The sequence below is a fragment of the Burkholderia pulmonis genome (assembly GCF_984667975.1).
Map to the genome: position 1 here is coordinate 755086 of NZ_OZ480188.1, position 25451 is coordinate 780536.

The following is a 25451-nucleotide window of genomic DNA, read 5'->3' on the forward strand; positions in this document are numbered from 1 at the left end:
GCGATGAATGAGAAACGTGTGCCGCGACGCGACGTCGCGACACGTTCGACTTACGTTGCGTCGGGCAGCCTGGCCTCGAATGCCTTGATGGCGGCCGCGATGGCGCCGTCGAGATAGCCTTGCATCTGCTCCGACACCAACGGGCGACCCACCAGCGGATTGGCAACGCCGTCAGGACGGGTCGTCACGGCCACCGCGCGACGATGCGTGAACGTATCGAATCCCGTCTTGCCGTGATAGGCGCCCGAACCGGAATGGCCGATTCCACCGAACGGCGCCCCGGGGAGCAGTGCATGCAGCAACCCGTCATTGCGCGTGACCCCGCCGCTCGTCGTGCGATCGAGGAAGCGCAGGAACGCGTCCCCGTCGTCGCCGTACCAGTACGCGGCAAGCGGTGCGGGGCGCGCCGTGATGTATTCGATGGCCTCCTGGACGTCGTCGTATCCGTACACGACCAGCACCGGCCCGAATACCTCCTCGTCGGCGATCTCCGCCGACGCAGGCACATCGACCAGGATGGTCGGCGCAATCCTGCGCGATGCACGATCGGGGAGCCGCCCGGCCTCGCCTGCCGGCGCCGCCACGTACTTTTTCGCGCCCTTCTCGACCGCGTCATCCACGAGGCCGACGATCCGGTCGAAATTGCGCACGTTGACGATGGAAACGACGGCCGGATTGTCGAGATAGGTATCGAATATGGAGTTGTACTGAGCAATCAGCTTGTCGACGAACGCCGTCACGATGCCCCTGGGTACCCAGACATAATCCGGGCACAGACAAACCTGCCCGCCGTTCACGACACGCGTGGCCGCAATTCGGCTGACGGCCAGATCCAGATCGGCATCGGGCGCGACGACGACCGGGTTCTTTCCGCCGAGCTCGGTCGTCACGGGCACGAGATTCTTCGCGGCCTCCTGCGCGACGATCGCCCCGATCTTCGGCGAGCCGGTGAAAAACAGGTGATCGAACAGCAACCCCGAGAAGCACTGCGACGTCGACAGATCGCCGTGAATGAAGGCCACTTCCGCCTCGTCGAACGTGTCCGCAATGATTTTCGCCAGCACGCGCCCGGTTTCGACTTGATACTCCGGGAAATTCATCATGACGCGATTGCCCGCCGCGAGCGCGCTCAGGGCCGGCTCGAACGTGAGCGTCACCGGAAAATTCCAGGCCCCCATGACACCCACGACCCCCTTGGGCTTGTGCTGGATGAAGCCACCCGGGATCGCTTCCGGCTCCATCCACTTATCGAGGTTGTCGAGCATGTGGAGGATGTCTTCGGACCACGGCAGCGCTTCGAGCGCCTTGGTCAGTTCGGGCGGGCGGTTGCCGTAGTCGGCGCTCAGCGCCGCCGCAATCGCGTCGAAGTTCGAAAGAAGCGCAATCGCGAGCCGCGCCACCCGCGACTTTCGTACCGCCGCAGAAGCGCCGCCCTCGGCGAGGAATGCCGCACGCTGAACATCGAGAATGCGTTCCAGCGCGGCCTTTTCATACGTCATGGTAGTTCCCTTTCAAATTGAGGCGCCGGATGCGCACCCCATGGACATCCACTGCCCGACTTCGGGCCGAGGCCATGCGCGAACCCGATGGCGGACACGTTCCGCCCGTTGCCCAATCAGTGCTCCATCTGGCCTCGCCGACACAAATTATGTCATTCGACCTAATTTGCGTTATACAACACAATCCTGGACAGTGCAACGCCAAACCATGCTGCGGCGCATGAAACCGGATCGAAGTTCAAGACGGCGACGACCGGCACGTCATCGCCAGAGACGCGTAACGACGGTATATTCCACATAAATCTAGACACAATCCAATCATCAGATGATACGGAGACCGGATTCAGCGCCTCGATATACTGGCCGGAGCCGCTGCGTCAGGAACCGGCCGTATGCCACTTCCGCCGGTCGCCCACCTGTTGCAACGTGATCATCAGACTTGCATAATTTGGTCGTACGACCTATAACGGTGCATCCTGCATCTCAAATCCCCGCCGGGGGCATTGCGCCACGCGCACCGTCGCATCGACAACGAGATGAGGGAGTTTTTTGAAGCCGGCTGCGTCAGGCGACACGGGTGCGTCGTGACGAATCGCGGCAGAAACGTGACCAGGAGAGGAAAACCATGGCAGCGATCGATCATTCGGCCAGCCACGAATCAGATGTACTAATCATTGGCGCGGGCCTCTCGGGGATGAAAGCCGCACTCGAACTCAGGAATGCCGGAAAGCGGGTCGTGATTCTCGAAGCGCGCGACAGGGTCGGCGGACGGTCGATGCCGGGGGAAGTGGGCGGTCAAACGGTCGACTTCGGGGGCCAATGGGTCGGCGCGTCGCAAAAGCTGCTGCGCGAACAGGCGACGGAGCTCGGCGTGCCGATGTACAGCCAATATACGAAGGGCAACAGCCTCATCAATATCGACGGGAAAGTGCATGCGTATTCCAGCACGCCGAAGCTCCCGTTCCTGTCGACCCTGGAGCTGGGTCTGACCTTGCATCGGTGGAAGCGCGACATGCAGACCCTCCCCGTCGGAGCGCCGTGGCTAGCGGAGAACGCACTCCAGTGGGATGCGATGTCGATCGAGGTATGGATCGACCGGCACGTGGACACCGCCGCTGCCCGCGACTTTGCCCGCCTTGTCGTCGGCGCGATCGCCTGCACCGAGACCCTGCACATCTCCTATCTGTTCTTCCTGGAATGCCTGCGGCAGGGGGGCGGCCTGGAAACGATGATGGGCGTCGAGGGCGGTGCTCAGCAGGACAAGTTCCTCGGGGGCGCCTGGCAGATTCCGAAACGCATGGCGGACAGGCTGGATGGGTGCATCGTGCTCGACGCGCCCGTGAGCACGATCGAACAGGATGCCGACGGCGTTCGAGCGATATGCGCGCAAGGCACGTATTCGGCGAAGTATGCAATCGTCACCGCCCCGCCCGCGCTCGCATCCCGCATTCGTTTCTCGCCTCCGCTCCCCGTCAAGCGCGCGGGACTGCTGCAGAGAATGCAGATGGGTGCCGTCATCAAGATGCACGTGGCCTATCCCGCCCCGTTCTGGCGCCGCCGCGGACTCAATGGCTCGGTGGCCAGCGTCGGCCGTCATCTGGGTTTCGTGTTCGATCAGTCGCCGGCTGACGAAAGCGTCGGCGTGCTGGTCGGGCTGATCGAAGGGAATCACGCGCTCGAGCTGAGCGAGCTGAGCCGGGAAGCGCGCCGCGAGCATGTCATCGCCGATCTCGTGCATTACTTCGGCGACGAAGCGGCGGCCCCGCTCGACTATGCAGACTACGACTGGACGACGGACGAATGGGCGCTCGGCGGGTACGCATCCCATATGCCGCCCGGCGTGCTGACCTCGTATGGCGCGAGCATTCGCGAGCCGTCCGGCCGCATTCATTGGGCCGGCACCGAGACGGCGACGGAATGCACCGGCTATTTCGAGGGGGCATTGGAGTCCGGGATCCGGGCAGCCGGCGAGGTACTCGGCCGACTGCGCTGATCCGTTGCCGGTTGGCCTTCGCTTCCGGAGGCCGGTCTACCCGCAAAGGTTCCGGCCGGGCGCCGCACGCGATACGGACGATCCGGCTGGAGACCGCCTCATCGCGTCGACGCCGCCGCCGGGGAGCCGGCTTCCGGAGCGCGTCGACACCGCGTGATATTCTCGTCCGAAGCAGGACGACGCGCCCGCATTCGCGGCAGTCTCCCCGCCCTCGCCGCACTCCCCGGCGCGCATCCTCACCCAGCGAGAACGACAACAATGGACCACGCGCAGTACTTCAGCCAGAGCTCGATCCAGGCCGCGAATCTTCGTCTGCACTACCTGTCGCAGCTGCTGCGCGAGCAAACGGGCTCGATCGTCCAGTACGGCATCCTGCGCGGGTTTCCGATCGGCTTCAGTCACTGGGCGGAAGTCGCGGTCGGCGGCTACCTGCTCGGCACGTACGAGATCGCCGTTTGCGCGATCCTCGAAGCGCTCGGCGCCCCCGACAAGGTGCTGGTCGACCTCGGGGCCGCCGACGGGATCTTCGGCATCGGCCTCGTCAGGAACAACGTCTTTGCCCGCAGCCTGTGCTTCGAGATGGACGATCAGCGCCGCCAGGCGATCGAGCACCGCGCCGCGGAGATGGGGCTGGCCGACCGCGTCGCCGTCCACGGCAAGGCCGATCGCAACCTGCCTGCGATCCTGTCCGAGCACGGTGGGGATCCGGCCGGCCGGGTCATCCTGTGCGATATCGAAGGCGCAGAGTTCGACCTGTTCGACGACGCGCTGCTGGAACAGCTGTCGGGCAGCCACGTCATCATCGAAATTCACGACTTTCTGCTTTCCGACCCGGAGCAGGCCGCGCGCGCGTTCGACGAACTGAGCCGGCGCGCCGGCCAGCATTTCCACGTGTACGAGATTCGTGACGGGTTGCGGGACATACGCAATATCCCGTTGCTGCGCCACTGGTCTGACTGGGACGCATGGCTGATGTGCGTCGAGGCGCGTTACCGGATGATGCGATGGCTCTGGCTCGAGCCGAAGAGCCAGCCGCGGCGGGCCGACCACGACATCGATCGGCTGATTCTCGACTATCAACGCCGGATCTTCGCGGCCTGACGAATCCGCGCGGTGCATCCGGCGAATGCGACGAGTCCGGCGCGCGCTGCGACAACGGGGAGTCCGGGTTTCACTTCAATCCGGCGACATGATTTGCGGGTACAATCAATTACCAGGAAGCAATCGAGCCCACCTCACCGAATTTCGATAGCATGTCGAATTAATTTATCGGCCTCCGCACGCATGCACCTGCTCGTTGCGAAGGTGACACTCGATTGCAACTCAACGCCTTGCCCGTCAATCGGCTCCACGCAGGACACCGCGCTGCGATTCCAGCGCGTCGCGCACAGCTTCGGTGACGGTTCGCCAGTTGCCGGGTGTCGCCTGACGAAAGACGCGAACTTGCGGATACCAGGGTCCCGTGTCGCCGCGCGCGCCCCAGCGCCACTCCGGCGCGCCGAGCATGACCCACGCCGGCAACCCTAGCGCGCCGGCCAGGTGCACGGGCGCCGAGCAGATCGAGATGGTGAGGTCCAGCGATGCCGCAAATACAGCCGTATCGTAAAGATCGTTCCATTCATCAGATCGATTCAGGATCGACAGTCCGCTGCGAGCCGCGAAATCCGGCTCGAGCGGATGCTTCTGAAGCACGAACCAGTCGACGTTTTCAATCCCGGCCAACGGCTGGAGATCTTCCGGTGCAAGACTGCGAGCGCGCCCCGCAAAATAGTTCGGCGACGTGTCCCAGCACAAACCGATTCGCAGCCGATCGGATGCGCTTCGGCGGTCGGCCCGTGCCTTGGCCACATCCGGATCCTTCAGCTTGATATAGCCATCCCGATAAGTCGGCACCTCGCCTTCGATCGCGCCCAGTCTCGCGGGCAGCAAGTTCTCGAATATCCAGAAATCGTAGTTGCCCCAGGTCTCGACGGGCCAGGCGCTCAACAGCTCGTCGACACCGTCGAGATCGTGCAGGAGCTGCATCAGTTCCGGCTTGACGCAGAGTGTGACATGCGCGCCCGCTGCCTTCAGGGTGCGAGCGTAGCGTGCGTACATCAGGCAATCGCCGAGGCCGAGATGGCTGATCACCAGCAGGCGCTTGCCCTCGAGAGGCTGCCCGCGCCACAAACGATCGTGATAGGTGGTCAATACGTCAGGGCCGCTGCCGAGCGGCGCAAGATCCGCGAGCATTTCGTAGCGCCGCCAGCCCGCTTTCGCGTCACCCAGCAACAAGAGCAGATTCGCCAGCGGAAAAAGGACATCGCCCCGGTAGGGATCCTGTTCGGCGGCCCGATACAGATAGCCCAGGCTTTCCTCCTGGCGGCCCAACAGGTAGAGCGAGATACCGCATTGCGCCAGCGTGCCGAGATCGGTCGGGTACTGCGCGAGGATGGCACGGGCGATCTGGACGGCACCTTCGTGATCCTCGAGGAATCGATGCCGCGCCCTCAAAACGATCCCCGGATCGCCGAATTCGGCCGCCTTCGCGCCATGCCGGCGCGCGGCATCGAAGTCGAGCACCTGAAAACTCGCGTCGGCCAGCATCAGATGCAACTCGGCATTCGATGGAAACGCGTCAACTCCCGCTTTCAAACTGGCGATGGCGGCGGCGCGGTCGTTCAGGTGATTGAACAGATCAGCGCCCTTTCTCGCCATGGGATGGTCGACGCAGGCGTCGCAGCGATGGCGCGATCGCAGGCTTCGAGCGCTTTTCCGGTGTGCCCCAAGCGCAGCAGCGCATCCACGTAGGGTCGAAAAACGGTATCGCTATCGGGATATTTTTCGAAGAGAACCCGGAAAAGATCAGCGACCCGGTCGAGCTGTCCGACAGCCTCTGCTTCGCTCGCCTGCGAGGCGACGTTATTGAATTCTTCTTCAAACGACATTCGCGCTCCGGTCGCAAATCATGTAATTAGACAGTCCCAATCTGTCGATCATTTTTCTTGGGCTACGAAGGGTTGGCAACGTCGACGACCCGACGCACAGCGTGGCCGGATACTACACCGTCTACCAGATCGAATCGTTGCCATTTCCGATACCTGTCTGCTCCAGTGCCTCGTCGACATGGCCGAAACCGTTGAGCGACTGTGCCCGATAGCCCAACAGGTAGGCTCGAACAAACGGATCCACTGCGGTGGAGAGTACGGCATCATAAAATGCGACGGCCTCGGCCAGACGACGCTGCTGAAACAGCTGCAGACCCTGCATGAAATGCCGATCCAGTTCTTCCTGAGGTACCGCGGATACGTGCAATGCATCCCGTTAGGCGCGAAAGTGCTCGAGCGCCCTCGCCACACGCTCGACCACGTCACTCCACCGCCCCGGCTCCGACTGCCGGAACAGCCGTGCCTGCGGATACCACGGCGAATCGTCGCGATCCGCCAGCCAGCGCCAGCAACCATCGAAGCGCGACAGGATCCAGACCGGCTTGCCCAATGCGCCCGCCACGTGCGCCACCGACGTATCGACGGTAATCACGAGATCCAGATGGGCGATGATCGCCGCCGTATCCGCGAAGTCGCGCACGTGCTCCATCGGATCGACCGGACGAAGCGACGACGGAATCGTGTCGATCTGCCGACGAGTCGTTTCGCCCTTCTGCAAGCTCACGAAGCTCACCCCCGGGATCGCCAGGAGCGGCAGATACGCGCTTGCCGGAAGCGAACGCCGGCGGTCCGTTGCATGTGCCTGCGCCTGATCGGGGCGCGGATCGCCGGCCCAGACCAGCCCGACCTTCAAGCCGCCTGCCGGGACGCAGCACCGCCAGTGCTCGACGAGCGGCGCGGGCAGGTGCAGATAGGGCATCGCCGCGGGTATCGTGTCGAGCGTCGTTCCGCACCGCAGCGGAAGACTCATGATCGGGACGGCATAGTCGTGCGCCGGCAGTGCCGATACCTCGTCAAGCCCGATACAACGATCCACGCCGTCGACCGTGGCGATCAGGCGCATCAACGCTGGTGGACACACCACGGTCAGCCATGACACGCCTCGCTGCTTCAGCAGCGGTGCATAGCGCGCGAATTGCACGACATCGCCGAGCCCCTGCTCCGGCCAGACGACGAGCGATTTCCCGTCGAGCGACTCGCCCTGCCAGAGCGGCGCGGGCAGATCCGGCAGAACGTGATCCGACGCGTTGTCGCTCCAATCCGGAGACGGCTGGTAGCGTGCCTCGTAGCGCCGCCACCCCTCTTCGTATTGCCCCATCGCCAGCAGCACCAGGCTCAGGTTGAACGCGGTCACCACGCGAGCGGGATCGAGCGTCAGCGCATGCCTCAGCGCATCGGTGGCCTCGTTCAGGCGACCGGCGTCGTGCAGCAGGCGCCCGAGGTTGTTCCACCCCTGAGCAAACGACGGATCGTACGCGAGCATTTCGCGGTAACACGCTTCGGCTTCGCCATATCGCTGCTGGGCAAACAGCAGGTTACCGAGATTGCCCCGCGCATCGCGGTGGTCGGGTTTCAGCGAGAGCGCTCGCCGAAAGCCGGTTTCGGCCTCCGATGATTGTCCGAGCTTGTGAAGCAACAGGCCGAAATTGTTCAGCACCGCCGCGTCGTCTGGCTCGATTCCGAGCGATTCCAGGTAATGGCGCTCCGCCTCTTCGTGTCGCCCGCTCTCCTGAAGCAGTGCCGCCAGATTGGCATGGACCGCCGCATCACCCGGACGGATGGCAATGGCCTCGCGAAATACGCGTTCGGCTTCGGTACGCCGGCCGGTGAACTGCAGCAGCAACCCAAGCCTGCGGAGCACCGTGCCATGGCCGGGATGGGATGCCAGCACATGGCGATAGCACGCTTCGGCTTCATCGAGGCGGTTGTCGTCGTGAAGCAGCAGACCGAGATTGCAGCGGGCATCGCCATAGTCGTCGCGGATCTCGATAGCCCGTCGGTAGCAGTGCTCGGCCTCGCGAGTGTTGCCTTCGGCTTCGAGCAGGATTCCCAGATTGCTCAACGCCTCCGCGTGCTCAGGGTGCAGTGCAATCGCAGCCCGGTAATGTCGTGCGGCATCGCCCGCCTGCCCGGCGTGATGCGCGGCGACCCCCGCGGAAAATTCCACGTGGGCCGCATTGACGCTGTGTGGATCGCTGCTCGTCACGTTGAGTTCGTTCATGCTCGGCTTGATGGATGACGCTTGCAGGCGCCGCCGGATCATTCGACCTGGCGACCTGCTTCGAAAATTCGGTGATACGGGCAACCCGACTACCACCCCTTTGTACGCGGATACGGTGTTGCGGCTGTCTCCCGGTCGGGCGCACCGCCTCAGGCCACCACCTCGACGACAAGATGTGCGATTTTTACCCGCTACGATATCCCTGTGTGACGTAAACAGGCGGTGCGATTAAGGACATTTGTTAAATAACTCAAATTCCCGCAGTTTTTCCATCGGAAGTTCGACCTGGACACCGATTTCATCCGAACGCCGGGATCGGTCGCGTTCCGGTCTCCGGGGATCCGTTCGCCAGCGGTTCGTTGCTCCGCCCGTGCGCCGTGCTCGTTGCGCGTGTCATGTGCGATGCCGCTGGCCCGCCGGATCTCATCCCGGCGCCGTGTGGAAGCAAAATCGCCCGCCTTCCGGACGCGGGAAGCCCCCTCGTTCACGCAGCCTCACCGCGCCGCGACATTGGCCTGCCCATCCTGCACGCCGATCCTCGCGAGCCCATCCTCAACCTGCGTCAAAACCGGATATGCCACACCACAGTCGTGACGATTTCATATCAGCCATCACCTTAAATAGCAGAACAACATAAAACCAACCCAAATAACATTTGTTGAATTTTTTTCAAAACAGACTCACATTAAATCAATCACGATTCCAAAAAATATTTACACCATACAGCCGCAACGCAACCCATAACCACCACCAAGCATTAAAGAAATATTCTACGAATTCACCTCCTGACAGGCCATCTCCGGCAATCCAGATGGATCCCGAGTACGCGCCCTGGCGGCACCTCATCGTCCTCCCGCACAATTTCCCGGCAAATTTCAGCGATTACTTCGTTTACATAAAACACATTTCTGTTTAGTTTTCCGCACCGGGGAAACCCGGGTATTTGTTAAGGTTTTCTATACGCGGCGCGAAGAAAAACTCGTTAGCGACTCGCTTTTTTTCTTCTTACCCTTCGTCCGTGTGCCGAACTCACCGGCACATGTCATTCATTCTTTTTAGCCGGTCATAGCCAGACTTTACTCAACATAAATTAGCAATCAACGAGGCGGGAGGTCATTTTGAAACGAACATTGATAATGTCTGCACTGGTCGCTTTGAGCACGACGGCCGTTGCTCAATACCAGGGCGCGTACTACCAGTGGCGTGACGGAAGCGACGTGAAGTGTGCGGCCAACGCGCCGAACGCCGCGTGGAAATTGATCAGTGGTCCATATTTTGACGGCGAGTGCAGCCAACTGCTGCCGAAGCGCTCCGATCTGCCCGCCCCGCCGGCTTCACCTGCGAGTGGAGGGACGTCAAATTGAAGCGCACCCGACTCGCTACCCTGCTTGGGACGATCGTGCTGGGGCTGGCCGGTTGCGGCGGCGATACCCGCTCCGACACGGCCGCGTCGCCCCCCGTGGCCGGCCAGACGGCGTCCCCGTCCACGCCGGCGACCGGGCCCGCCGATCCGTCGCCCTCGCTGATCCCGCCGAACGGCGCCACCAACCCGCCGCCTGCCGTCCAGTACGCCGGCTGCATGAACACCGGCGTCACCCCCTCGTATGAAGAACAGCGGCTCGTGAACGTGCTGCCCGGCGTCACCACGCCGTTCGCCGACCAGTTGCTCGCCGCGTCCGGCTTCGACCAGTTCGGGCCGAACTTCGTCAGCCAGCTCTGCACCGACGGTGCGATCAAATCGTTTGCCGACGCGGTACGCACGGTCAAGATTGCCGGGCAGGCGCTGTGGCAGGCAACGGTCGACCGCGTCCAGGGCAGGCAGGTGGTCGGCTCATTGCCGCAAGGCGACGACCGCATGCTCTACTGGGCGCGCCTGAAAATGACGCTGGCGCTGCGTCAATGGGTGCCGCAGGCAGCGTTGACGACCGAGCAGCGGGCTCAGCTTCAATGGGTGCTGGAACGGGCATCGCGCGGCCAGTATGCGATGAGCTTCCCGTCGGGCTCCGGCATCAAGCGGATCATCATCAGCGGGTTCGATCCGTTCACGCTGGGCACGCCGGGAGCGAACCATCCGTCCACCAACATCCGGACGGGCAATCCGTCAGGCGCTGTTGCGCTCGCGCTCAACAACCGGCAGATCAAGCTGGCCGACGGCTCGACCGCCGTGATTCAGACCTACCTGCTGCCGGTCGACTACGACCCGTTCCGCAAGGGCATGCAGGAACATACGCTCGCCCCCCTCTTCACCGGCGCCGGGCGGGTGAATGCGTCGATCACGATGAGCCAGGGCGGAGAGGGGGAATTCTGGATCGAGAACTGGCACGGCCGTTATCATGCGGCCGCCTATCCCGACAACCTCGGTACGACGATCGGCACCCCGTGGGCGGCCCCGCTGTTGCCCGGCATGCAGGACGCGGACATCTATCCGCCGGACGACGTCCTCGGCTTCGACCCGCAACCGTGGCAGGCCTATCTGCCCAAGCAGTTCACGACGACCACGCTGCCGTTCGATGCGATGATCGCGGCGAATTCCGGGGCGGCCGTCACCCTGCCGGGCGCGTCGAAACCCGGCGGGTATACGGTGATCTGGCATACGGACCATTCCGAATTCGCCGACTGCGGCGATGCGGCGAGCGTGGCGAGCTTCACCGGCTCGGACACGTATCCGCCGCCCGCCGCACCGACCGCGCCCGCGGCGCTTTCGTGCGCGCAGAACGGCGGCGGCGGAAACTACCTGTCGAACGAGAGCGGCTATCGGAATACGTTGCTGCGCGACACGCTCGCCCCCGACGGGAAGATCTTCGCGGGCCACCTGCATACCCCCGTGATGACGCACTTCTCGAACGGCGACGACGCGAAGCTGACCGATCCGATGTTCGAGTCGTATCGGGACACCATCGTCCAGCAGTCGAGCAATCTCGTCATGGCCATGGCGAAGGCCATCCCGTAGACGCCGCGACGCCCGCTTGCCGGCGCGTGCCGGGCGCCATCCGCCACGCGGCCGGCCGGGCCGTTTGTCAAATTACTTGAAGGAGCGACAACCGGCCGGCACTTTGCCGTACCATCCGCCCGTCAACCCGAGCCACGACCGTCCCGCACGGTTGTGACACCTATTTTCAGGGGCCCGAACCGGGCGCCGGCTTCATTCGAACGCGACGACCCGATCATGTTCCAGACCCCCGGAGATTCCTTCGTCAACGGCTCGCTGCTCGGCCTGTGCGTCGAGGTGCCGCTTGCCGCCCTGGTTTCTCTGGCCATGCACGGCGTCGACTGGAACGGCCCGCGCATCGCGATGCTCGTCGCCACGCCCGTGCTGATCGCGTGCATTGCACTGCTGACCCGCCCAGTCGCATTCAGCACGGTGTGGAAGCACAAGCGTTCGCCGTTCGTACTCGACGACAACGTTCGCGCGTCGATTTACGGCCGACTCAGCGGCATCGCGCTCGGCGTGGTCTTCGGCATCATGGTCGCGACGACGTTCGCCTGACCCGCGCGTGCCGGATTTCCCGGCAAAGCCCGCATCCAATCCCGTAGACGGGCACTTCGCCCCTCATCGCATCACCCCGCCGCTACCAGCGCATTGAACGACGTATCCCACAATGGCGCGACCCGGGCCGGCCCGTCGAGCACGCCGATGCGGGCAAATACGTCCGCGACCTGCTGGTGCTGCGCGACCACGTCGGGCGTCACCGGCAGCAGCGCGTAGTCTTCGCTGCGCTGGTCGAACATCGCGACGAGATCGGCAGCCGGCACGCGCGTCTCGCGGTTCTGCGCAAGCGCATAGTCGCGGAAATGCCCGTTCGCCCACGCATACGCATGCCGGAACCGCAGCAGCAGATCGCCCGTCGCCGCGCGGCGGCGCGCATCGTCGAGCGTGCGGGGATTCGCGTACACCGGAAAATTGCCCGACAGGTAGCCCTTCCCCGTCTTCAGCACCCGGGCGCCATAGCGATTGCGCGCGAGCTGGCCGTTGTAGCCGTAGATCGCCCACGCGTCGATGTCGCCGCGGTCGTATGCGGAGAGCCCGTCGGTCGGCGACAGGTTAACCGGCTGGATGTCGTCGAAGGTCAGGCCGGCTTCGGCAAGCTGGCGATACAGGAAATAGTGCGACGTCGTCGCTCGCACATAGCCGACGCGCTTGCCCTTCAGGTCCGCGATGCCGCGAATCGGCGTGTCCTTGCGCGCGAGCGTGACCTGGTTGTTCAGGTCTTCGCGCACCCGCGAGATGAACCGGACGTTGGCCTTCTGGCGGGCGGCGAACACGGCCGGAATTTCGCTGCCCGAACCGATATCGAGCGCATCCGCGTTGAGCGCCTCGATATGCAGCACGCCGTTGTTCAGCTCGCGCCAGTCGATCCGGTAAGGCGTGTCGCCGAGCCCGGCCGCCTGCAGCAGCGCGCGCCAGCCGCCCTTGTAGGTCGCGACGCGCAACGTCGTCCCGGCGAGATCGGCGGAAGCGGCCTGCGCGGCGAACGCGGCAACCGGGTTCGCCGCGACCGCGACGCCGGCCAGCAGCAGGCGGCGGCGGGCCGCCGAAATTGACGCCATCGGATGCTCCTGTCGATCAGATAGGGAATGGAACGCGAAACGGCGCGTCAATGCAGCACCGGAAACCCGTGGCGCTCGGCCAGCAGTTCGAGGATGCGGCGCGCATCGGTGACGAAACGCACGTCGCCGAGCGCCTGTGCGTCGTCCGGCGCGGGCTGGTCGCGCCCGAGCACGAGAACCGGCAGGCCCTGGTGCGCGTCGTCGAGCGCGTCGATTACCGCGGGCCGTGGCCGCTCGAAGCCAACGCGCTTCACGTCGAGGCGGCCGGCGCGGTCAGGCGCGCTCGCCAGCAGCCCTTCGATCGACAGCCCATGCGGGCAGACGAAGCGCCGGCCCGGATGCTTCGGGTCGGCAAAGCCCGGCTCCAGCAGAAACAGTACGTCGCGACTCATGTCGAATGGCTCCCGTGTGGATGGTTCGGCCGGGACGAGCGCGCGTGCGCCGGGTCCCGGCACACGCCGGCCCGCGACCGGATGCCCGACTCTACCGTTACGCATGGCACGGCCCTACCAACGTTTTACGGAATCGATATGCTCACGCGCATAGCGTATCGGCCGGCCGTCGCCTAGCGCGCCGTTGCGTAAATGCATCGCAACACGAACGGCAACTATTGCGGACATCGAACTATTTCATCGATCGATATGACGGTGCGCGTGCGTTTCCCGCGCTCGACGTTCGCGGTCCGCGCGATGCGGTCGCCGCAGCATGCGTGCCGGACGCGATCGCGGCGCAGCTGCCGGGCGGACGGCAATGCACATTACAAATCGACGGCGCAGCGAATTACAAACCACGGATCGGCCGTTCGCCGGCGTACCCGTCGTCAATAGCATCGTGATCCTCACAGACGTACCCATAAAAACAGAGGATAGTCATGATCAAAAAATCGGTAGTCCTGGGTTTGGTTTCGATCGGTTCGGTCAGTGCGTACGCGCAGAGTTCGGTCACGCTGTACGGTGTCGTCGACGCCGGCATCGCATATACGAACAATCAGGGCGGCGCGAGCAACATCCAGCAGACGAGCGGCAAGCTGAGCGGCAGCCGCTGGGGCCTGAAAGGTGCGGAGGATCTCGGCGGCGGCCTGCAGGCGGTCTTTACGCTGGAAAGCGGGTTCCGGCCGAGCGACGGCGGGCTCGGCCAGGGCGGCCGCCTGTTCGGCCGGTCCGCCTACGTGGGCCTCGCCAAGCAGGGCCTCGGCACGCTGACGTTCGGCCGTCAGTACGAGCCGATCACCGATCTCGTCGCGCAGTATTCCGGCGCGGGTTTCTGGTCGCCGGCCACGCACGTGGGCGACAACGACAACATGAACCAGAGCTTCCGGCTGAACAACGCGGTGAAGTTCCGCAGCGACACGATCGCCGGCTTCACGGCCGACCTGCTCTATGCGTTCAGCAACCAGGCCAACGGCGGCGCGGGCACGGGATTCTCGAACAACAATGCGTGGGGTGCATCGGCGAACTACGTGAACGGCCCGCTGTCGGTCGGCGGCGGCTATGTGCGGTTCAATCATCCGAATGCGACGTCGAACACGAGCGGCGCGGTGGGCGGTGCGACCTCGACCACCGGCAACGACTACAGCGGCGCGTTCTTCTACGGGCTGAACGGCGGCGTGCTCAAGCAGCAGATCGGCGCACTGGGCGCGAACTACGCGCTCGGCCGCACGACGCTCGGCGTCGCATGGAGCCACACGCAGCTCGACTATCTCGACGGCTCGTCGCGCAAGTTCAACAACTACGACGTCAACGCGCGCTACCAGATCACGCCGGCGGCCACGCTGATCGGCGTCTACACGTTCACCGACGGGCGCGCGAGCGGCCTGCCGGGCACCAGCGGCCAGACGCTGAAGCCGCGCTGGCACCAGTTCACGCTCGGGTTCGACTATGCGTTGTCGAAGCGCACCGATATCTACGTGTCAGGCATCTACCAGCTCGCGGCCGGCGATGCGAGCACGGCGACGCCGGGCGGCTACCGCAAGATCGCGGCGATCTCGAACATCGGCAGCGCGTCGTCGACGAACCGCCAGCTCGCATTCGTCAGCGGGCTGCGCGTGAAGTTCTGACGGCACGCACGTCGGGCGCGGCGCGATAAGCAAAGCGGGAATCGTTGTTTGCCGCGCGGCGCCCGGCTGTCGAGAATGGGCGTTTCCCTGCGCGCGAGCGAATGGGCGAACGGGCGGCCTTTGCAGATATCGAACAACCGCGCGGGCATCCCGACCGTCGTCATCGCCCGGCGCGCGTACCCCGCAAGGACCCCGTCATGAGCGATGCCTTCGTCGCCGCCCCGATCGCGCCGTCCCCGTTCGTCGATGTCCGCGCGCCGGCGGATTTCCCCGACAGCCCCGTCTCGCGCACCTTCGCGCAGCCGCTGATGCTCGGGCTGTTCCTGCCGATCCAGGCCGGCGGATGGAGCGCGTCGACGCTGCCGCGCTCGACCGACTGGACGTTCGACTACAACGCCGACCTGGTCGCACGCGCCGAAGCGCTCGGCTTCGATCTCGTGTTCGCGCTGTCGCAGTGGCTGCCGAAAGGCGGCTACGGCGGCGTGTTCGACGGCCAGGCGCTCGACTCGTTCATGACGCTGGCCGCGCTGACCGCACGCACCGAACGGATCATCCTCGTCGCGACGAGCCACGTGCTCTACGGGCCGTGGCATCCGCTGCATTTCGCGAAATTCACCGCGACGCTCGATCACATCTCGCGCGGGCGCTGGGGCATCAACGTCGTGACCGGCCATCGTGCGATCGAGCACGAGATGTTCGGCTGGAACAGGATCGAGCACGACCGGCGCTACGAGATGGCCGCCGAATTCCTCGACGCGGTCCAGCAGTTGTGGGCGCAACCGGACAATTTCAGCTACACGCCCGACCTGTCGAGCTGGCGGCTGGGCGGCGCATTCGTGACGCCGAAGCCGCGCTACGGGCGCCCGCTGCTGATCAACGCGACCGGTTCGGAAGCCGGCATCGCATTCGCCGCGCGCTATTCGGACATCGTGTTCGTCACGAGCCCGGCCGGCCCCGATGCCGAACGCGCGATCGACGCGCTGCCCGCACATACGGCACGCGTGAAGGCCGCCGCCGCCGCGCACGGCCGCACGATCCGCACGCTGCTCAATCCGCTCGTCATCTGCCGCGAAACGGCGGCCGAAGCGCGTGCGTACCGCGACGCGATCGTCGCGCATGCCGACGAAGGCAGCTTCCACCGCTTCGACAGCGACGCGCATGCGTGGCGCGGCGGCTTGGAGCAGCGCTCGCAGGCCGCCGCGCGCGCGATCGGCGGCAATATCTCGATCACCGGCTCGCCCGACGAAGTCGCCGAGACCATCGTGCGGCTGCACCGCGCGGGCATCGACGGCATCCAGTTGAGCTTCTACGACTTCAGGCCCGACCTCGACTTCTTCGGCGAGCGCGTGCTGCCGCTGCTGCGCGAAGCCGGCTTGCGGCGCTGACGCCGGCGCGGAAGCCTGGCGCCCCGCCGCATCGCGGCGCACGGGTATCCGCAAGCGCCGGCAACCGCCGTCAGAACACGCGCCCTTCGGTCAGGTGCGTCGTCACGCCGTTCAGTTCGTAATCGCCGATCACGCGCGCCTTGTGCAGCAGCGGGTTGTGGCTGAAGATCGTGCGCAGGTTGCGCCAGTGGCGATCGAAGTTGTGTTCGCGCGCGGTGGCCGACGCGCCGCCCACTTCGAACAGCCGCTCGGCCGCATGCAGCGCGAGCTTGCTGACGATCAGCTGCGTGCGCGCGGTCGCGAGCGCGCTGTCGAGCACGAGCGCATGCGCATCGGCGTCGCCCGCTTCGATCGCGTCGGCGGAGCGGTCGAGCGCCCGCGCGTTCTCGCGCACCAGCGCGTCGATCGCGTGACTGTGCGCGGACAGCTCGCCGACGATCTGCTGGATGAAATGATCGTCGCGCGCGGTCGGCGCCGGGCTGTGCAGCGCCGGGCGGCCGTGTGCGAGCACGTAGCGGCGCGCGTCGGCCACCACGTTGCGCACGATGCCCGCGCCCGTCGCGACCAGATGCAGCTGCCGCAAGGCGCCGCAATGACGACCGACGAGCGTCGAACCGTCGCGCGCGGCCACTTCGTCCGCGAAGACCTGCACGTCGTTCAGCAGCAGGCTGCCGCTCGCGGTCATGCGCTGGCCCATGCCGTCCCAGTCGTCGAGTACCTGCAGGCCGTCGCGCGCAACGGGCACGATCACGGCGAGTGCATCGCCCTGCTCGTCCTCCACGTTGATGCGCGCGAAATCGGCAAACGCGGTGCCCGTCGAATAGTATTTCCGGCCCGTCACGCGGTGGTGATCGCCGTCCCGGCGCAGCACGGTCGTGTTCTCGCCCGGTCGCGAGGTTCCGCGCTCGGTCGACGCGCCGCCGAAGATCGCGCCCGCCAGCACGCGCTCGAGCTGCACGTCGTTGAACGATGAGCGCGGCGACAGCCGCAGCGTCTCGGTCTGGTCGTAGTGGATGCGCAGCGCGTGCGCGAGATTCGAATCGGCGGCAGCCAGCGTCGCGATCGTGTCGAACAGGTCGACCAGCGTACCGCCCAGGCCGCCGCGCGCCGCCGGAATCCGCAGCGCGCCCAGCGCCGAGCGCCGGAAGATCGCGAAGCCTTCGAACGGCAGCTCGCGACGCGCTTCGCGCCGGGCGGCATCCTGCCCGATCGCATCCGCAAGATCGGGGAGCGCGGCAAGCGCGTCGCGCAATGCGTCGCGCGGATCGACGGCATCACGGGCAGTCATTCGGCAAGTCCTCGTTCGGAAAGGTCGGGCGCGTCGCGGCAGCGCGCGATCACGGTATCCGCAAAGTATAGGGACGCGCCCGGCGCGCGTGAAAAGCCGATTTCAGCTTACGTTATGCATGCGTCGGGATTGATCGCGCACGGCCGCTTCAGTGCTGGATGCCCCAGCGCCGCACGGTCGCGCGCTCGAGCGTGTCGAACACGAGGTTCTCGACGAGCAGACCGATCACGATGACGGCCGCCAGGCCGGCGAACACGCGATCCGTATACAGCTCGTTGCGGTTCTGGAAGATGTACCAGCCGAGCCCGCCCTGCCCCGCGCTCGCGCCAAACACGAGTTCGGCCGCGATCAGCGTGCGCCACGCAAAGGCCCAGCCGACGCGCAGCCCCGACAGGATCGACGGCAGCGCGGCCGGCACGAGGATCAGCGCGATCTGGCGCAGGCCCGTGAGGCCGTAGTTGCGCCCGGCCATCTTCAGCGTGGCCGGCACGCCCGCGAAGCCCGTGTACATGTTGAGCGCGAGCGGCCACAGCACCGCATGCACGAGCACGAACAGCAGGCTGCCCGTGCCGAGCCCGAACCACAGCAGCGCGATCGGCAGCAACGCGATCGACGGCAGCGGGTTGAACATCGACGTGAGCATCGTCAGCAGATCCCGGCCGATACGCGTCGATACCGCGAGCGACGTCAGCGCGAACGCAAGGAACACGCCGAGCGCATAGCCGCGCAACAGCACCGACATCGAGATGCCGGTCTTCACGAGCAGCTCGCCCGACTCGATGCCCTGCACGAACGCGGCCAGCGTCGCGCCGAAGGTCGGGACGAGCAGATCGTTCGCGACGACGCGCGCGACGATCTCCCATGCGGCGATCAACACGAGCGCGATGATGCTGCGGCGGAACCACCCGGCGCCGACGATGCGGCGCAGCAGCGACGCCGGCGCCGCGCGTTCGGCATCGGGCAGCGCGTCGAGCGTACGCTCGTATTCGGCGCGAACGGGCGGCAGCGGCTGCAGTGCCGGATCGAGGGTGCTCATGATGCGGCGTCCTCCGTCGTCGGTACGTTCGTTGCATCGGTATCGAACAGCAGGCGATGAATCCGCGCGACGTTGTCGCGGAAGTCGCCCGTGTCGACGTCGTCGAGCGAATGCTCGTGACTGTTCAGCTCCGCACGCACGCGGCCCGGATGCGGCGACAGCAGCAGGATCCGGTTGCCGACGACGAGCGCCTCCTCGATCGAATGCGTGACGAACAGCAGCGTGAAGCGGAATTCGTCCCACAGCCGCAGCAGTTCTTCCTGCATCTTGCGGCGCGTGAGCGCATCGAGCGCGGCGAACGGTTCGTCCATCAGCAGCACGCGCGGCTGCATCGCCAGTGCGCGTGCAATCGCGACGCGCTGTTTCATCCCGCCCGACAGCGTATGCGGATAGGCGTCGGCGAATGCGCCGAGGCCAACCTTGTCGAGATAGTGCAGCGCCCGCTCGCGCGCTTCGGCACGCGACAGCTTCGCGGCGGCACGCAACGGAAACGCGACGTTCTCGACCACCGTCTTCCACGGCGGCAACTGGTCGAATTCCTGGAACACCACGACGCGGTCGGGCCCCGGCCCGCGCACGGGCCGGCCGTCGAGCGCGATCGAACCCGAGACCGGCTCGATGAAGCCGGCGATCGCCTTCAGCAGCGTCGACTTCCCGCACCCCGACGGGCCGAGCAGCACGAAGCGGTCGCTGCCGTACACGTCGAAGCTCACCTGGTGCGTCGCGCGAACGATCCGTGCGCCGCTGCGGTATTCGAGGCTGACGCGGTCGATCGCGAGCAGGCGCTCGCTGTGTGCGCCGGCCTGCGCGGCATTCGCGGCGGGCCGGCCGGCAGCACGCGTGTCGGGCGCGGCCGGCGATGCGCCGCCGCGCGCCGCATACGGCGGCAACCAGGTTCGGAGGGAAGTGGCGTTCACGATCGAATCTCTTGCGGGGAAAGCATCAACATACGGCCCGGCATCGTACGGACCAACCATCGATTGCACATATCGAAACCGCGCCGGCGCATAAGCGTCGATCGCGGCGTCGCAACGCCGGCGCCGCTCAACTGCCGCCGGCCGTCGCCGGATCGTCGAAGAAGTAGTCGCGCCACGACTTCGGTTCGGTGCGGATCGCCCCGGTGCGATACATGAACTGCGCGAGCGGCAGCGTGTTCTGCGGCGCGGTCTTGAACTGCACCTGCGGATTGCGCAGGATCTTCAGCAGCAGCGCGCGATCGATCTTCGACGCGTTCACGCGGATATACGTGTCGGCCGCGCGCTCGGGATCGGCCGTGATCTGCCGCGCGGCATCGGCCAGCGCCGCGACGAATGCGCGGTAGGTCTTCGGATTGTCGTTGCGGAATTTCTCGGTCGCGTACAGCACCGTCGCGGAGCTCGGGCCGCCGAGCACGTCATAGGAATTCAGCACGATGTGCGCGTTCGGGTTGCCGGCAAGCTCCTGCTCCTGGAACGGCGGATTGCCGAAGTGCCCGGTGATCACGTTGCTGTTCGCGAGCATCGCGGCCGTCGCGTCCGGATGCGGGATCGCCTGCGTGAACGCGTCGAGCTTGTCGAACTGCTTGTCGCCCCACTGTTTCGCGGCCGCGTACTGCAGCACGCGCGACTGCACCGATACGCCGACCGCCGGCACCGCGATGCGATCCTTCGCGCTCAGGTCGGCAATCGTCTTCACGTTCGGGTTGCTGCTGACGAGGTAGTACGGGAAATTGCCGAGCGACGCGACGCCCTTCACGTTCTGCCGGCCCCGCGTGCGGTCCCACACGGTCAGCAGCGGCCCGACACCCGCGCCGGCGACATCGACCGCGCCGGACAGCAGCGCGTCGTTCACGGCCGCGCCGCCCGACAGCCGTACCCAGTCGACCTTGATGTCGAGGCCGGCCTTGCGTCCTTCCTTTTCGATCAGTTGCTGGTCGCGCGCGACGTTCAGCATCAGGTAGACGACGCCGAACTGCTCGGCGATGCGGATGCGGCCCTCCGCGTGCGCGGCTTGCGGGACGACTGCGCCGGCAAGCGCGAGCGCGGCGGTGAGCGTGGCCGCCAGCGCGCGGCGCGCCGGCAAGAACGAAAACGACATCGGAACTCCGGGGACGAAGAGGAGGAAAAGGCGGAGGAATGACGCGGCGCGCGGCTCAGAAAGGCGCGTCGCCTTCGATCGTCGTGCGGTACAGCTTGCGGCGCAGGTGGTCGGGCGTGCCGGCGGCGAGATGCATCAGCGAGCGGTTGTCCCAGAACACGAGATCGTGGGCACGCCACTCGTGCCGGTACTGATGTTCGGCGCGGACGCTGTGCGCGAACAGTTCGTCGAGCAGCGCGCGGCTTTCGTCGTCGGGCAGACCGACGATGCGCGTCGTGAAATGCTCGCTGACGAACAGCGCGTCGCGGCCGGTTTCCGGGTGCTTGCGCACGACCGGGTGGACGACCGCGGCCACCTGCGCGATCTGTTCGGGCGACAGGTTCGGCCGCCACGGGCTGCGCGCCTGCAGCTCCGCATAGCGCGCGAGATACGTGTGCTCGGCACGCCGCCCTGCGATCGCCCGGCGCAGGTGAGCCGGCAGCGTGTCCCATGCAAGATGCATGTTCGCGAACAGCGTGTCGCCGCCTTCCGCCGGCAGCTCCTGCGCGTGCAGCAGCGAGCCGAGGCTCGGCTTTTCCTTGTACGACAGGTCGGAGTGCCAGAAATGGCCGGCGTCGCCGAGCCCGACCGGCTTGCCGTTCTCGACGATGTTCGACACGATCAGCACCTCCGGGTGGCCGGCCAGTGCGAACTGGTGCAACACGTGAATCTGCAGCGGGCCGAAGCGGCGGCTGAACGCGATGTGCTCGTCCGGCGTGATGCGCTGGTCGCGAAACACCACCACGTGATGATCGAGATGCGCGCGATGGATGCGCGCGAAACCGTCGGCGTCGAACGGCTGCGACAGGTCGAGGCCGATCACTTCGGCGCCGAGCGGCCCGTCGAACGGCACGATGTCGAAGCGTTGCGCCGCATGGCCCGGCCGCAATGCGGGCGAAAGCCCGGCGGAACGCGATGCGGCATCGCGGATGGCGGTAATCGTCACGGCACGGCCCCTGATTCGGTCAAAACGCGAATCTACGAGTGCGTGCCGGACGGCGTCAACGAAGCGATTCCGATACGTTTATCTGCTGCAGCGATAAAGATCACTGCTCGCGCATACGGCCCGGCGGTGTGCGGTTCGCCGCGCGCGAGACGCTTCGCCCGAGACCGTCAGGATTCCGTCGGCGAATCCGGCACCCGTGCAATGCCGTCCGGATAGCAGAGCGCGATCGCCCCGTGCCGGTCGCGGATGCCCATTGGCGGTGCGGCCTCCACACTCGCGCGATCAACGCCTTCGCATACGGCCAGGTTCATGCTGGTGCGGTAGTAGACACGCCGGTCGTCGACCGCGAACGACCAGTTCAGGAAGCGCAGGCTGGCGGCATCGATCCCCGGCAACGGCTTGCGGTAGTTCTTCCCCCACAGCACGTGACCGTCCGCATCGATCAGCACGTCGTGAAAGACGCCACGCGCGGTTTCGACATCGACGCGCCCCGGCTTGGTCACGAGCTTGCCTTCGTAAAGAATCTGCGCGCCGAGCCGCGCATACCGGTAGCCGAGGCCGACCACGCCGGCCGGATCGTCGATGCCGCGCTTGCGCACGCCCGCGCAGAACAGGTGTTTCGCATCCCGCGCATACGCGCCGCCGATATGCGTGAGGCTGGCCACATCGGCCTTGACCACGATCAGATGGCTCTGCCCGTGATCGGGATAGTGAATGTCGCGCTCGACGTAGTAAGCCTGGCGTGCATCGCGATACCAGTCGCCGCCGAGCGATTCCAGCGTGGCGGCATCGCCGTCGGCGACGAGCCCTTCGCGTGCGTCGTCGTAGCGGGACAACGCACCGGCCGCGTAATGGCGCAGCCCCGACGCGTCGACCGCGAAGTTGTCGATCAGATGCCGGAAACTGCCGAGATCGAAATGGTTCAGCGCGTGATAGCGATGCCCGCTGCCGACGCGCGCCCACACGCGTTCGCCATCGGTATGGAACGGCCCGCCAAGCGGCTCAAGCGGCCCGGTTCGCGTATCACGCTGCTGCTGCGCTTCATATTCCTGCCGGCGTTGCGCCTCCTCGGCGTCGTAGATCGCCTGCTGCTCCGGCGTGACCGCGGACGCGTCCAGATACTTCTGCATGTGCAGGGTATGCAACGACTGTACGGTCGCGAGGCAGTACACCGAGTTCGGGACCGCGCGCAGATACAGCGCCCAGTCCTCGGCATCGTTCCGGTAGAACCAGTGCACCGACTCGCCGTCCCATCCGGCCGGGTCCGTGCGGGGCAGCAACGCGGCCTTGACGTCCCGGACCTTGCCGGGCACGACGAACGACAGGCTGTAGTCGCTCTTGCCGAAATCGTCGAGGCTCTCATCCTCGAACAGGCTTCGCATCAGGTTTTCGAGTTCTTGTAGTGTCATCGGGTCGTGTCGATCGGGTGACGTGCAGCAGGAAGGACAGATGTACCGCCGGCATTCTAACCATGTCGGCGTGGGTGGTCGCCCGCCGCACGGCGGCGTTGACGTGAACACGATCGTGTTGCACGACGCGCTCAAGCACCTCGGTGCCCCGGAAGCGCGTATCCACGACGAGGTGTTCGGCCGGACCTGTTTGCCGAATGACGTGGCGCGTCAGCCATATTCGTATCCGTATGGGTACGAGCCACTCGTCGGTCCTGATTTCACCTGCCCCCGTTCCCGATCGGGATCGAAATGATTGCTCTGTCGGCCCATTTGGCATTTTCGTTTCCATACGGATACGAATGAATGCCTCCTCCGCAAAGTTATGCAATACTGTTCCCGCTCAGATACGAAGCACGGAGAACGTCATGCCGGAGACCCTGTCCGTCAACACGATCGGCGCACTCGCCAACCTGATTCGCGCGGCGCGGCTCCAGCAGGGGTTCACGCGCGACGCGCTCGCGAACGCCACGGGACTCTCGCCGAAGTTCATCAGCCAGGTGGAAGCCGGGAAACCGACCGCACAGATCGGCAAGGTGCTGCTGCTGCTCGGCGAGCTGGGCGTCAGCCTGCTCGCGCAATCGTCGATCGAGATTTCGGCCGAAAACGTGCTCAAGGCCGCGCAACGCCGCAGGAGCCGACATGGCGACTAGAACGCTGATCGCCTCCGCGAACGGGCTGCGCATGGGCAGGCTGACCGACGACCGCGGCGTCTGGTCGTTTACCTACGATGCGCAGTGGCTCGCATCGCCCCTGGCGTACCCGCTGTCGCCCGCATTCGCATTACGCGCAGACACCTTCACCGACGACTCGACCGATCGCCCGGTCCAGTGGTTCTTCGACAACCTGCTGCCGGAAGAAGGCATGCGTACCTCGCTTGCGCGCGAGGCGAAAGTCGACGCCGCCGATGCATGGGGCCTGCTCGCCTACTTCGGGCGCGAATCGGCCGGTGCGCTTACGCTGCTGGCCGACGGCGAACAGGAAGCAGCAGGCAACACGCAGCCGCTTCCGCTCGACGAACTCGAGCGCCGCATCCAGGCGATGCCCGAACGCGCGCTGACGGCCACGGCCCCCAAGCGCATGTCGGCGGCCGGCGCGCAACAAAAGCTGCTGCTGATCCTGCGCGGCGATGCGCCGGACTACACGCTGCTCGAACCGGTCGGCAGCGAGCCGTCAATGCATCTGCTGAAGCCGGACATGCGCGCCGCCGGCTACCCGCATTCGGCGATCAACGAATTTTTCTGCATGAAGCTCGCGAAGCGGATGGGCCTCGACGTTCCGGACGTCCATTTCCTGCGCGCGCCGTCCGCGTGCTACGTGATCGACCGCTTCGACCGCGATACCGCGTCGGAGCCGGCCGGACGCCTGCACACGATCGATGCGATGCAGTTGCTGAACTACGATCGCGGCTTCAAGTACCAGCGCGCGAACGCGCACGAGCTCGGCCGTGCAATCGGGCGAACCAGCACGCGCGCACTCGCGCGCCTGTCGGTATTCCGCTGGACGATCTTCAATGTGGTGGTCGGCAACGGCGACGCACACCTGAAGAACCTGTCGTTCTTCGTCGATGCGCGCGGCTACCGGCTCGCGCCGTTCTACGACATCGTCAGCACGGTCGTCTATCACACGCCCACGCACCGCCCCGACCATCGCGGCGATCACTGGCCCCACTGCGAGCTGACGATGCCGCTCGGCGCCGCGACACGGTTCGCCGACATCGACACGAACGCGCTGGTTGCGTTCGGCGGCGCGCTCGGGTTCAGGGCAAAGGCGGCCGAAAGCGAGCTGCAGCGCTTTCTCGAACCGCTCGAGCGCAGCGTCGCGCAAACGCTCGATGAAGTGCGCAAGATCGCCCGCCCCGACGCCGGGGAAATCCGGCTGCTGAACTCGATCGTCGCGATGCCGATCGCGGAGATGGGCGCCGCGCTTCGAAAGGCAGCTACGCGCGAGTAGCGCGTCGCCTCCGATATCCGCACCTTCCCCGGTGCT

Annotated in this window: 21 protein-coding genes; 8 read left to right on the forward strand and 13 right to left on the reverse strand. The window is 65.5% G+C overall.

Annotated features, from left to right (window positions below):
- Positions 1-50: 50 nt before the first annotated feature.
- Positions 51-1499, reverse strand: coding sequence for an aldehyde dehydrogenase family protein (locus AC5LXK_RS34895; protein ID WP_493394192.1), 1449 nt, complete (start codon positions 1497-1499; stop codon positions 51-53).
- 625 nt (positions 1500-2124) lie between these two features.
- Between AC5LXK_RS34895 and AC5LXK_RS34900 the strand changes: the two genes are divergently transcribed.
- Both AC5LXK_RS34900 and AC5LXK_RS34905 read left to right on the forward strand, forming a co-directional pair.
- Complete coding sequence (locus tag AC5LXK_RS34900; RefSeq protein ID WP_493394193.1) at positions 2125-3492, forward strand: flavin monoamine oxidase family protein; 1368 nt, start codon at positions 2125-2127, stop codon at positions 3490-3492.
- Positions 3493-3750: 258 nt separating this feature from the next.
- Complete coding sequence (locus AC5LXK_RS34905; RefSeq protein WP_493394194.1) at positions 3751-4593, forward strand: hypothetical protein; 843 nt, start codon at positions 3751-3753, stop codon at positions 4591-4593.
- A 237-nt stretch (positions 4594-4830) separates the two neighbouring features.
- Here AC5LXK_RS34905 and AC5LXK_RS34910 read toward each other — a convergent pair whose 3' ends face one another.
- From AC5LXK_RS34910 to AC5LXK_RS34925, 4 genes are all read right to left on the reverse strand, one after another.
- Entirely contained in the window at positions 4831-6189 is a 1359-nt protein-coding gene (locus AC5LXK_RS34910; protein ID WP_493394195.1) for a tetratricopeptide repeat protein, read from the reverse strand.
- Positions 6153-6419 (reverse strand): tetratricopeptide repeat protein, encoded by a 267-nt coding sequence (locus tag AC5LXK_RS34915; RefSeq protein WP_493394196.1) that lies wholly within the window; start codon positions 6417-6419, stop codon positions 6153-6155. The genes AC5LXK_RS34910 and AC5LXK_RS34915 overlap by 37 nt, the downstream gene beginning before the upstream one ends.
- Positions 6420-6540: 121 nt before the next feature.
- Positions 6541-6741: a hypothetical protein gene (locus AC5LXK_RS34920; protein WP_493394197.1), complete on the reverse strand. Its 201-nt coding sequence runs from the start codon at positions 6739-6741 to the stop codon at positions 6541-6543.
- A gap of 54 nt (positions 6742-6795) precedes the next feature.
- The gene (locus AC5LXK_RS34925) at positions 6796-8640 is read right to left on the reverse strand and encodes a tetratricopeptide repeat protein (RefSeq protein ID WP_493394198.1); all 1845 of its coding nucleotides are present in this window, start codon (positions 8638-8640) and stop codon (positions 6796-6798) included.
- A 1360-nt stretch (positions 8641-10000) separates the two neighbouring features.
- Between AC5LXK_RS34925 and AC5LXK_RS34930 the strand changes: the two genes are divergently transcribed.
- The gene (locus tag AC5LXK_RS34930; protein WP_493394199.1) at positions 10001-11590 is read left to right on the forward strand and encodes a PA0049 C-terminal domain-containing protein; all 1590 of its coding nucleotides are present in this window, start codon (positions 10001-10003) and stop codon (positions 11588-11590) included.
- Positions 11591-11806: 216 nt separating this feature from the next.
- Positions 11807-12127 carry a hypothetical protein gene (locus tag AC5LXK_RS34935; RefSeq protein WP_493394200.1) on the forward strand — a complete coding sequence of 107 codons (321 nt, stop codon included), beginning with the start codon at positions 11807-11809 and terminating at the stop codon, positions 12125-12127.
- Positions 12128-12198: 71 nt separating this feature from the next.
- Here the strand turns inward: AC5LXK_RS34935 and AC5LXK_RS34940 are convergent, their stop codons facing one another.
- A complete protein-coding gene (locus tag AC5LXK_RS34940) occupies positions 12199-13188 on the reverse strand; it encodes an ABC transporter substrate-binding protein (protein ID WP_493394201.1) in 990 nt (329 codons plus the stop codon).
- Between the two features lie 47 nt (positions 13189-13235).
- Positions 13236-13580 carry a DUF3088 domain-containing protein gene (locus AC5LXK_RS34945; RefSeq protein WP_493394202.1) on the reverse strand — a complete coding sequence of 115 codons (345 nt, stop codon included), beginning with the start codon at positions 13578-13580 and terminating at the stop codon, positions 13236-13238.
- A gap of 479 nt (positions 13581-14059) precedes the next feature.
- Between AC5LXK_RS34945 and AC5LXK_RS34950 the strand changes: the two genes are divergently transcribed.
- Positions 14060-15244, forward strand: coding sequence for a porin (locus AC5LXK_RS34950; RefSeq protein ID WP_493394203.1), 1185 nt, complete (start codon positions 14060-14062; stop codon positions 15242-15244).
- Positions 15245-15441: 197 nt separating this feature from the next.
- Positions 15442-16629, forward strand: coding sequence for an LLM class flavin-dependent oxidoreductase (locus tag AC5LXK_RS34955; protein WP_493394204.1), 1188 nt, complete (start codon positions 15442-15444; stop codon positions 16627-16629).
- Positions 16630-16699: 70 nt separating this feature from the next.
- Here AC5LXK_RS34955 and AC5LXK_RS34960 read toward each other — a convergent pair whose 3' ends face one another.
- From AC5LXK_RS34960 to AC5LXK_RS34985, 6 genes are all read right to left on the reverse strand, one after another.
- Entirely contained in the window at positions 16700-17917 is a 1218-nt protein-coding gene (locus AC5LXK_RS34960) for an acyl-CoA dehydrogenase family protein (protein WP_493394205.1), read from the reverse strand.
- Between the two features lie 148 nt (positions 17918-18065).
- Positions 18066-18953, reverse strand: a complete 888-nt coding sequence (locus AC5LXK_RS34965; protein WP_493394206.1) for an ABC transporter permease — start codon at positions 18951-18953, stop codon at positions 18066-18068.
- Positions 18950-19930: an ABC transporter ATP-binding protein gene (locus AC5LXK_RS34970; protein ID WP_493394207.1), complete on the reverse strand. Its 981-nt coding sequence runs from the start codon at positions 19928-19930 to the stop codon at positions 18950-18952. Before AC5LXK_RS34970 ends, AC5LXK_RS34965 begins: the two co-directional genes overlap by 4 nt.
- A 67-nt stretch (positions 19931-19997) precedes the next feature.
- Positions 19998-21029: an ABC transporter substrate-binding protein gene (locus tag AC5LXK_RS34975; RefSeq protein ID WP_493394208.1), complete on the reverse strand. Its 1032-nt coding sequence runs from the start codon at positions 21027-21029 to the stop codon at positions 19998-20000.
- A gap of 55 nt (positions 21030-21084) precedes the next feature.
- The gene (locus tag AC5LXK_RS34980) at positions 21085-22014 is read right to left on the reverse strand and encodes a TauD/TfdA dioxygenase family protein (protein ID WP_493394209.1); all 930 of its coding nucleotides are present in this window, start codon (positions 22012-22014) and stop codon (positions 21085-21087) included.
- Positions 22015-22181: 167 nt separating this feature from the next.
- Positions 22182-23423, reverse strand: coding sequence for a hypothetical protein (locus AC5LXK_RS34985; RefSeq protein ID WP_493394210.1), 1242 nt, complete (start codon positions 23421-23423; stop codon positions 22182-22184).
- Between the two features lie 407 nt (positions 23424-23830).
- Here AC5LXK_RS34985 and AC5LXK_RS34990 point away from each other — a divergent pair, with 407 nt between their 5' ends.
- Positions 23831-24115 carry a helix-turn-helix domain-containing protein gene (locus AC5LXK_RS34990; RefSeq protein WP_493394211.1) on the forward strand — a complete coding sequence of 95 codons (285 nt, stop codon included), beginning with the start codon at positions 23831-23833 and terminating at the stop codon, positions 24113-24115.
- Complete coding sequence (locus AC5LXK_RS34995; protein ID WP_493394212.1) at positions 24105-25415, forward strand: HipA domain-containing protein; 1311 nt, start codon at positions 24105-24107, stop codon at positions 25413-25415. Before AC5LXK_RS34990 ends, AC5LXK_RS34995 begins: the two co-directional genes overlap by 11 nt.
- Positions 25416-25451 lie beyond the last annotated feature (36 nt).

Excerpts from the sequence above, each read along its gene's own strand:
- AC5LXK_RS34985 (WP_493394210.1), bottom strand. The coding sequence starts at position 23,423 with ATGACACTACAAGAACTCGAAAACCTGATGCGAAGCCTGTTCGAGGAT.
- AC5LXK_RS34915 (WP_493394196.1), bottom strand. The coding sequence starts at position 6,419 with ATGTCGTTTGAAGAAGAATTCAATAACGTCGCCTCGCAGGCGAGCGAA.
- AC5LXK_RS34935 (WP_493394200.1), top strand. The coding sequence starts at position 11,807 with ATGTTCCAGACCCCCGGAGATTCCTTCGTCAACGGCTCGCTGCTCGGC.
- AC5LXK_RS34920 (WP_493394197.1), bottom strand. The coding sequence starts at position 6,741 with ATGCAGGGTCTGCAGCTGTTTCAGCAGCGTCGTCTGGCCGAGGCCGTC.
- AC5LXK_RS34970 (WP_493394207.1), bottom strand. The coding sequence starts at position 19,930 with ATGGTTGGTCCGTACGATGCCGGGCCGTATGTTGATGCTTTCCCCGCA.
- AC5LXK_RS34950 (WP_493394203.1), top strand. The coding sequence starts at position 14,060 with ATGATCAAAAAATCGGTAGTCCTGGGTTTGGTTTCGATCGGTTCGGTC.
- AC5LXK_RS34905 (WP_493394194.1), top strand. The coding sequence starts at position 3,751 with ATGGACCACGCGCAGTACTTCAGCCAGAGCTCGATCCAGGCCGCGAAT.
- AC5LXK_RS34910 (WP_493394195.1), bottom strand. The coding sequence starts at position 6,189 with ATGGCGAGAAAGGGCGCTGATCTGTTCAATCACCTGAACGACCGCGCC.
- AC5LXK_RS34995 (WP_493394212.1), top strand. The coding sequence starts at position 24,105 with ATGGCGACTAGAACGCTGATCGCCTCCGCGAACGGGCTGCGCATGGGC.
- AC5LXK_RS34900 (WP_493394193.1), top strand. The coding sequence starts at position 2,125 with ATGGCAGCGATCGATCATTCGGCCAGCCACGAATCAGATGTACTAATC.
- AC5LXK_RS34925 (WP_493394198.1), bottom strand. The coding sequence starts at position 8,640 with ATGAACGAACTCAACGTGACGAGCAGCGATCCACACAGCGTCAATGCG.
- AC5LXK_RS34945 (WP_493394202.1), bottom strand. The coding sequence starts at position 13,580 with ATGAGTCGCGACGTACTGTTTCTGCTGGAGCCGGGCTTTGCCGACCCG.
- AC5LXK_RS34955 (WP_493394204.1), top strand. The coding sequence starts at position 15,442 with ATGAGCGATGCCTTCGTCGCCGCCCCGATCGCGCCGTCCCCGTTCGTC.
- AC5LXK_RS34975 (WP_493394208.1), bottom strand. The coding sequence starts at position 21,029 with ATGTCGTTTTCGTTCTTGCCGGCGCGCCGCGCGCTGGCGGCCACGCTC.
- AC5LXK_RS34895 (WP_493394192.1), bottom strand. The coding sequence starts at position 1,499 with ATGACGTATGAAAAGGCCGCGCTGGAACGCATTCTCGATGTTCAGCGT.
- AC5LXK_RS34960 (WP_493394205.1), bottom strand. The coding sequence starts at position 17,917 with ATGACTGCCCGTGATGCCGTCGATCCGCGCGACGCATTGCGCGACGCG.
- AC5LXK_RS34965 (WP_493394206.1), bottom strand. The coding sequence starts at position 18,953 with ATGAGCACCCTCGATCCGGCACTGCAGCCGCTGCCGCCCGTTCGCGCC.
- AC5LXK_RS34990 (WP_493394211.1), top strand. The coding sequence starts at position 23,831 with ATGCCGGAGACCCTGTCCGTCAACACGATCGGCGCACTCGCCAACCTG.
- AC5LXK_RS34940 (WP_493394201.1), bottom strand. The coding sequence starts at position 13,188 with ATGGCGTCAATTTCGGCGGCCCGCCGCCGCCTGCTGCTGGCCGGCGTC.